Source organism: Clostridioides sp. ZZV15-6598 (genome assembly GCF_020657705.1).
Lineage (GTDB): Bacteria > Bacillota > Clostridia > Peptostreptococcales > Peptostreptococcaceae > Clostridioides > Clostridioides difficile_F.
The window spans coordinates 1-8,639 of the sequence record NZ_JAGWCS010000146.1 but is presented as its reverse complement, the minus strand read 5'-3'; the positions used below and the strand labels follow the sequence as shown (position 1 = coordinate 8,639).

Genomic DNA, 8,639 nt, shown 5'->3' with positions numbered 1-8,639 from the left:
CTTATATACTATAACAATATATTATTTATCCTCATACCCATTTATAACAACATCTAATTTTCCAGTTTCTGGTGATATAATCAAACCATGCACAATAATTCCTTCTGGAATTAAAGGATGACTTTTTATTAAATTAATACTATCTTTTACAGAATCTTCTGCTGAATCAAATCCATGTAACCATTGTTTTGTATCAATTCCTGCACTACGAAGTGTAAGTATTACATCATTTGATATTCCTCTATCTAAGATTTTATTTAGTAATTTATCTGTATCCACATTACACATACCACATCCATGGTGTCCTACAACCATAACTTCATCCACATCAAATTCATAAATTGCAACTAAAATACTTCTCATAATACTTCCAAACGGATGCATTATAGTAGCACCTGCATTTTTTATTAGTTTAACATCTCCATTTTTAAGATTCATGGCTTTAGGTAAAAGTTCAGTCAATCTTGTATCCATACAAGATAGGACTACTATTTTTTTATTTGGATGTTTTGATGTTGCATACTGTTCATATTCTTTATTTTTTACAAATGATTTGTTATACTCTAATATCTCTTCAAGTTTTCGCATATGTAATCTCACTCTCTATAAAAATTTTTTATATTATTATATCACTATTGGACTACAATATATACATATATAATTTAATTTATATTTATCATCTATTTTTATAAAATTATTATTTTTCCATAATTTCACATATTAGTTATATTAGTAAAGATTCCTATACGAATCTTTTAATAATCAAAATTAGAATTATATATTTTTGTTATTTAATTAAATAATTCTTTTAAAACTTTATTATCTAAATTTAAGCCTATTATAGTTACTTTTCCATCCTTAATTCCACTATATTTAAAAATATTAGTTTTACCAGAAGAATAACTAAACTCTAAATATCCATCAAATGAATTTACAAAACCTTTTGCTCTTATTATATTACCACACTTAGGACTTTTTAATTCTTTTAAAACATTACCTAAAGCTTCTTCTGTAAATTTTCTAGAAACTTCAATAGACATTGATTCAATATTGTCGTTTGTATGTGAAACATTTTTTGAAAAAAGTAAATCATCTATTCTAGTTTTATGTTTATTCTTTATCCCTATTATATTTTTTATATCACTATCACTTAAATCATCCCAAGGACTTCTATTTATTGTAGAAACTTTATTCAATCTTCTAACTGAATCAATTATTTTTTCAATAGTTTCATCATTTACAAGTTGTACCTTACTTAACATTAAAATATTTGCATTTTCTATCTGGTCAGTAAAAAATGTCCCAAAAACATCTATATGCTCTAGATAACTTTCACAATCTAACACTGTAATTAAAGAATTTATTTGACACTTATCTTTTAATCTTTTACTTTTTAATACACTTATTATCTCACTTAAAATATTTACCCCTGTTGGCTCTATTAAGATTCTTTCTGGATTACATTCATTTATAATATTATCTACTAAATCTACAAAATCATATTTCATAGTACAACATAAACATCCATTTGATAGTTCATAGACTTTAAATGCTTCATCCTTTATAAGTTCTCCATCTATCCCAATTTCACCAAATTCATTTTCAATCAAAACTACTTTTTCATCACAACATGCTTTCAATATTTTTTTAATGAGTGTAGTTTTTCCTACTCCTAAAAAACCTGAAACAACATCAACCCTTATCATATATACTCAATCCTTTTAAATTAATTAATACTTTTATGTAATACATGTAGTATTGAATTTAGTTCTTCAACTGATATTTGACCTGGTGCAGAAACCTTTTTAGCTGCTCCAAAAGTCAATGAAGAGCCAAATATTTCTCCACACAAGCGACTTATAACTCCCATTCCTGCCATAGACATAGTTATTATTGGTCTATCTGCATAAACTTGAACCATTTCATTTGTAGCTGTAAGCAACACTAGAACATCTCTTTCATTTTGTGGCATAACAGCTATTTTAGGTAAGTCTGCTCCTAGTTTTTGCATTTTGCATAAACGAGATATAATCTCTTCTTTTTCGGGAGTTTTATTAAAATCATGATTTGACATGACTACTTTCACTTCTTTTTCATGAGCAAACTCAACTATTTCATTTACAATTTCATCTCCCATAAATAGTTCTACATCTATTAAGTCTATTAATCCTGTATTAGAAATTTCCTTATTTAAAATAGTATAATAATCTTTTGATATTAATTTTTGTCCACCTTCTTTTATACTTCTAAATGTAAATAATAGAGGTGTATTTGGTATATATTTTCTTAATTCGTTGAGAACATCTTTAACTTGTTGAATATTTTCTACATTCTCAAAGAAATCAACACGCCATTCTACAACATCCAAACAAATTCCCTTTAAGTCATTAACTTCTTCAATAATTTCTTCTTTAGTTTTTCCAACTATTGGTACACAGATTTTAGGTATACCTTCCCCTATTTTAATATTTTTTACTTGTACTATATTTTTCATGTTTCTCCTCCACACATATAGAAGTTTTGTCAGATTTTATATTCTTTACTTCACAATATTATTATATCGTAAAAATACTATAAGTCATAACAATACTAATTCTACAATGATATTTATTTTAACTTCTTAAAACAACAATTCTTATAGTGGATAAACAATAATAAGTATACTCAAAAAGGTTAAATATACTTACATTTAATTTTTTTACATTCGTTTTTGTAATTTCATTATATTACTTAAGTATTATTAATATATTGCATATTATTCTTAATATTAATAGAATTAATCTATGAATTATGCTATAATTATGTAGAAATTACTCGAATTTCATTACTTATGAAGGGATTGAATATCAATGAATCTAAATCATTTGCATTACTTTAGAGTTTTAGCCAAGGTTGAGCATTATACAAAAGCAGCTACTCAATTGTCTATAACTCAACCAAGCTTAAGTCATGCTATATCTGCTCTTGAAAAAGAGTTGGGAACCTTTTTATTTGAAAAACAAGGTAGAAATGTTCGTTTAACTAAATATGGTAAGTTTTTTTTAACTTATGTTGATAAAGCATTGGGTGAATTAGAAAGAGGAGAAAAAAAGCTTAGAGAATATACCAGTATATCAAAAGGTGTCATAGACTTAGGATTTATTTATACATTGGGAGCTTACTTCATTCCAGATATACTTGGTAAGTTTTTAGAAAAAGAGTCAAATAAAAATATTTCATTTTCATTTGGTCAAGGTACTACTAAAAAAATTATCCAAGGTTTAAAAGATGAAAAATTTGATTTAGCATTTTGCTCTTTTGTTCCAAATGAACCCAACATAGATTTTACAGCTATACTTCAGGAGGAATTGGTTGTAATAGTGCCATATAGCCATCCTTTAGCCTCAAATAAAAGTGTAGACTTAAAAGATACAAAGGATTATCCTTTTATATTCTTTAGTGAAGATAGTGGTGTTAGACCAATTATTGATAATCTCTTTGAAAAAGTCAATGTAAAACCACAAATTGTATGTGAAACAGAAGAAGATACAGCTGTTGCAGGTTTAGTTTCTATTAACTATGGTATAGCAGTTGTTCCAAATATTTTTGCTCTTAAATATTTTAATGTAAAGGTATTATCAATAACAAATCCTATACATGAAAGATACATATATTTAGCTACAATGAAAAATAAATATTTAACTCCTGCTGTTAATAGTTTTAAAAGCTTTGTTATTAATTATAGTAAAAACAACAATCTAATTGATAAAACTGAATAAAAACACGTTAAAAAGGGATTGTTGCAGAGTAAATACTCTGTACAATCCCAGATACATTTTAAAATTTATTAAAGTTTATTAGAAATAATCTGAGAAATATGGATTTTCACGTTCAATAAGATTTTCTAATAAATCTACTACTTCTTTATCACAAATAATTCTTTTTATTCTATGAAGATAAGTTGGTCTTTTGTAGCTAAGTAACATAGTTGTAAGTGTTTGTATGTCAAGCTTCAAGTCATACTTATCACCACCAGCGGTTAATATCCCTTTACCTTCTTTAGAAACATTTAGTGTAAATACTCCTGTATTCCAATCTAATAAAGGGTCTTTTAATTGAAAGACTAACTTTACTTCATCTTCTTGTTCTTTAAATGGATACTGGTTTATAAATTGTTCTATATCAACAATTCTACCCATAAAGTATGGTTTTATATTTTCTTCTATGTCTCCATCTTCAAGTAAAAATGCCAATGGTTCATCTGTATATGTATTTCCAACCACTTTATTTATCATTGAAAAGTGAGCACTTATAAAATTCCATAATCCTGTACGTGCCTCTTCTTCTACAAATACCATTTCTTTAATGTAGAATATTTCATCAGAAATCCAATATAACACATAACCTTGTGCTTCACGGTTTTTATCATAATAAATTGCACATGTTAAGTCATCTAAATCCCAACGCCAGTATTCTTCCCATGCCAACTCACTTCTAATCATGGACGCATGGTTATTTTTAGAAAAGCGTTCATAAACATTTTTGACATCTTCGTGTTCTATACTTACACGCTCAACTTCTCCTGATACCGCTTTAGGTTTTGGTAACTGAGTATCTTTAATTTCAAAAGATATCTTATCTGATATTATTTCCCATCCCTTACGACGATAATATGGAATTGAGTATGGAAATAAATAAGATATAGATTGTTTTCTTTCTCTCATATCTGTTAATGCTTGTCTCATCAATTTATCCATAAGACCCAAATTAGAATATTCTGGATATGTTCCAACACCAGTAAGTCCACCCATATCGTATTCTTGACCAAATATATTGATTTTAAATGGATAAACAGCTATTTGAGACACTAATTTATCCTCATCAAACCAGCCAAATACATCTGCTTGTCTTAATACAGGTAGTTTAGCAAGAGTTATTTCTCTTTCTTCCCAACCTACTTGTTGTAAATCATGGTTTGTCACTTGAAATACATAACGTAACAATTGATTGAATTGTTGTAAATGCTTAGTTTCTACTTTCTTCATTTCGAGTCTCTCTAGTCGACTCATAATAAAACCTCCTAAAAATAAATACATATAAATACTATCTATTTATATAATATAGATAATAAATTTACATAAATACTACATAAATATTTATATAAGCATAATTCTATCATACCCAATATATTCTAGTCAAATCACTATTGAAAATTAAAGTTAAATGCAATAATAGCGTTGTTTAACTTAATAAAAAATGATTTATATTTAGTATATCTCAAATGCTTGTAATTTTTTATTACTTTGATATAATCAAATAAATAGACAATTGTCATAAAATACGGCATAGTTAAAAATATTTTATTGAAAATAAAATAATAAGCTATAAATAAGTAATCTGTAAGGAGTGATTCTGTGAAGAGATGCATTGTAATAATGGGATAGTCAGGAAAACAACATAATATAAAGGAGAGATTTAAACATGACTATTCCAAATTCAGATAAAATATATCCAAGAAGTAATGATTATCAAACTATATATCTTAAAAATGTGATTACAAGAGACAATATAAAAGTTGGAGATTATACAATATATAATGACTTTTATAATGACCCAAGAGATTTTGAAAAAAATAATGTACTATATCAGTATCCTATAAACAATGATAAATTAATAATCGGAAAATTTTGTTCAATTGCATGTAAAACAAAGTTTTTAATGACTAGTGGAAACCATACAATGAAATCACTCTCTACTTATACATTTCCAATCTTTTATGAAAAGTGGGGATTAGACATAAATCATATAACAGATGCTTGGGACAATAAGGGTGATATTGTAATTGGAAATGATGTATGGATAGGTTATGATGCCATAATTATGTCAGGTGTAAAAATTGGTGATGGTGCAATTATTGGAACAAGGGCTGTAGTTACTAATGATGTCCCACCGTATTCTATTGTGGGAGGAATACCTGCAAAAATTATAAAGAAAAGATTTAATGATGATATAATTTCAAAATTATTAAAAATTAAGTGGTGGGATTGGTCATATGAAAAAATCCAATCAAATATTCAACACATTCAATCAGGAGATATTGATAAATTAATTTAATATTTTATGGCTAATTTATCTTAAAATGAGATTTAAGGGAACTCTTTTTAGGAGTTCCCTTAAATCTACTGTATTACCAATAGTATTCTTTAATATAGTTAAAATTAAAAATAGTACTAAAGTTATAAAACAAAGATGAATCAACTTTTCTAAGATTACTTTATTTTTATTATTTATTCTCTACAAAATATTTGACTTTTCTAAAATTATATCTATTATTTATTATCATAAAAGATTTAACTTTTCTAAAGTTGTTATTATATTTCTTCCTTCTCTAACCCCATCTATTATTCTTCTAGCTATTTTACTATCTCCTATATTTAGAACCTCCACATTTTTAGATTCAAAGTGTTTCTTTAAATCATTCAAAATTGGATTATTAGATTTCATCCCTAAGCATATAAATCCATAATCAAAATTTAGCAAAAATTCTTCTTTATCCTTCTTAACTTTAAAATTATCATCATCAACTTCCAATAATGCTGTATCTGTATAAACATCAACATTGTAATCTTTTAACATCTTCATCATTGTTACCTTTGTTATAGGGTCTAAATCTTTTCCTACCACTGGTAACATCTCAACTATAAAAGTTCTAGCCTTATTTTCTGAGAAAAATTCCACAACATCTAATCCAACAGCTCCACCACCAACAACTACTACTTTCTTATTTTCTAAGTCTTTTGTTTTAAAATATTCTATATCATTAAATAGCTTGAATATTGAACTCACCTTTCCATTTTCTTGGTCTATCCTATCCAACAAACCAGTTATCGGTGGAAGTAATGGTTTTGAACCTGTAGCATTTACAATTATATCTGGTTTTAAATTTTCTATAAATTCAATATCGGCCTTTGTATTTTTAAAAACAATTAAATTTTTTAGTTTATTAACTCTCTGTTTTAAATACTTTGGAAAATCATTTATTCTGCTTTTATCTGGAAAAGTCGATATTGTCTCAGCAAGTCCTCCTATATCCTCCCTTTCTTCTAATAAAAATACATTACATCCTACCTCTGATGCTGTTGCTGCTGCTTCAAGACCAGCCGTTCCTCCACCTATAACAACTACATTTGTTGTCCTATTTACTTTTCTTTGTTTATATTCTTCTCCATTTATTAAGTCTGGATTTACTGTACATCTTATAGGTCTATTTGCTCCAATTCTATTACCTGCACATCCTATATTACATGAAATACACTTTCTTATTGAATCTTCTTTTCCATTTTTCACTTTTTCAACCCAATTAGGATCAGCTATAAGACCTCTTCCCATACCTATAAAATCTGCATCATTATTTTCAAGTATTTTTGATGCTATTTCTGGATTTCTTATATTTCCAGTTATTATTGTCGCTTTTCCAAATCTTTTTTTAACTGCTTTAGACATATATGAACGCCACCCATCTTCTAATGTCATAGTATCGATTTGAAACTGTATGGAATCATTTAATGCTGCTGATACATTATATATATCTACTTCTTCATTTAAATATTCAAGAAGCTTTAAAGTATCATCTAAAGTATTTCCTCCTTCTATAAATTCATCAGCACTTACCCTTAAAGATATAGGAAATAATGCTCCTACTTCGTCTCTAACTTTATCAATTACTAGTTTTGCAAATCTCGCTCTGTTTTCAAGACTTCCACCAAATTCATCTGTACGCTTATTGTAAATTGGGGATAAAAACTGACTTATTAGATATGAGTGTCCAGCGTGTATCTCTACAGCATCAAAACCAGCTATTTGAGCTCTTTTTGCTGCCTTTCCATATTTTTTAGCTATATCTAGTATTTCTTCTTTTTTTAATTCTCTGGGTATTGTTCCTCCATTTTTTGAAGGTATATTCGAAGAAGATACTGGAGTTAATCCATTTATCCTATCTGGCATAGCTGAAGCACCTGAATGATTAATTTGTATAGCTGCACATGCTCCATGTTTATGTAAATTCTCAGTTAGTTTATATAAAGCAGGTATGTATCTGTCATGGTCTATTCTTATTTGTGTAGTTCCATTAGAACCTAAAGGAAAATCTATACAAGCATTTTCTACAATTATAAGTCCCGTTCCACCTTTAGCTCTTTGTTCATAATACTTAATGTGCTCATCTTTAAATTCTCCACTTTCACCACCAAAATTTGTTCCCATTGGTGGCATAACTATTCTATTTTTTACATTCATCCTTTTTATAGTTAATGGTTCAAAGATATTTTGATATGTTTTCATTTCTATTCCTCCACACGTTTTTATGTTTATAGTTTTTGCAATTTAAATTTATGTCTCTATTATAATGCGTGGAAATCTATTAAACCAGTGCATATTTTTATCATTATTGATAGATTTTTTCTATGGTTTTGTGATTATATTCCTTAACAAAAAAATCATGCTACATTAATAGTGATATACTATTAATGTAGCATGATTACTTAAAATCTATATAATTTAAATATTTTACACCTACACATATATATTAATGATATTTAAATTTTACAGTCTTCTATATTCTTCTCTTTTTAATTTTAAGTTACTTAGATAATAATCTATCT

The 8,639-nt window shown here is 27.2% G+C and carries 7 protein-coding genes; 2 read left to right on the top strand and 5 right to left on the bottom strand.

Features of this window, described 5'->3' with window-relative positions:
* Window positions 1-21: 21 nt before the first annotated feature.
* From KGF50_RS18510 to aroD, 3 genes are all read right to left on the bottom strand, one after another.
* Complete coding sequence (locus KGF50_RS18510; protein ID WP_227849427.1) at window positions 22-588, bottom strand: beta-class carbonic anhydrase; 567 nt, start codon at window positions 586-588, stop codon at window positions 22-24.
* A 203-nt stretch (window positions 589-791) separates the two neighbouring features.
* Window positions 792-1,706: a CobW family GTP-binding protein gene (locus KGF50_RS18505; protein WP_227849426.1), complete on the bottom strand. Its 915-nt coding sequence runs from the start codon at window positions 1,704-1,706 to the stop codon at window positions 792-794.
* A 20-nt stretch (window positions 1,707-1,726) separates the two neighbouring features.
* Complete coding sequence (aroD, locus tag KGF50_RS18500) at window positions 1,727-2,494, bottom strand: type I 3-dehydroquinate dehydratase (RefSeq protein ID WP_227849425.1); 768 nt, start codon at window positions 2,492-2,494, stop codon at window positions 1,727-1,729.
* A 355-nt stretch (window positions 2,495-2,849) separates the two neighbouring features.
* On the opposite strand from aroD, the gene KGF50_RS18495 reads away from it, so the two are divergent.
* Window positions 2,850-3,758 (top strand): LysR family transcriptional regulator, encoded by a 909-nt coding sequence (locus KGF50_RS18495; RefSeq protein WP_227849424.1) that lies wholly within the window; start codon window positions 2,850-2,852, stop codon window positions 3,756-3,758.
* A gap of 78 nt (window positions 3,759-3,836) precedes the next feature.
* On the opposite strand, the gene eis is transcribed toward KGF50_RS18495, so the two are convergent.
* Window positions 3,837-5,048 carry a GNAT family N-acetyltransferase gene (eis, locus tag KGF50_RS18490; RefSeq protein ID WP_227849423.1) on the bottom strand — a complete coding sequence of 404 codons (1,212 nt, stop codon included), beginning with the start codon at window positions 5,046-5,048 and terminating at the stop codon, window positions 3,837-3,839.
* Window positions 5,049-5,460: 412 nt separating this feature from the next.
* Here eis and KGF50_RS18485 point away from each other — a divergent pair, with 412 nt between their 5' ends.
* Entirely contained in the window at window positions 5,461-6,093 is a 633-nt protein-coding gene (locus tag KGF50_RS18485) for a CatB-related O-acetyltransferase (protein ID WP_227849422.1), read from the top strand.
* A 225-nt stretch (window positions 6,094-6,318) separates the two neighbouring features.
* Here the strand turns inward: KGF50_RS18485 and KGF50_RS18480 are convergent, their stop codons facing one another.
* Window positions 6,319-8,319 carry an FAD-dependent oxidoreductase gene (locus KGF50_RS18480; protein WP_227849421.1) on the bottom strand — a complete coding sequence of 667 codons (2,001 nt, stop codon included), beginning with the start codon at window positions 8,317-8,319 and terminating at the stop codon, window positions 6,319-6,321.
* Window positions 8,320-8,639: the final 320 nt, after the last annotated feature.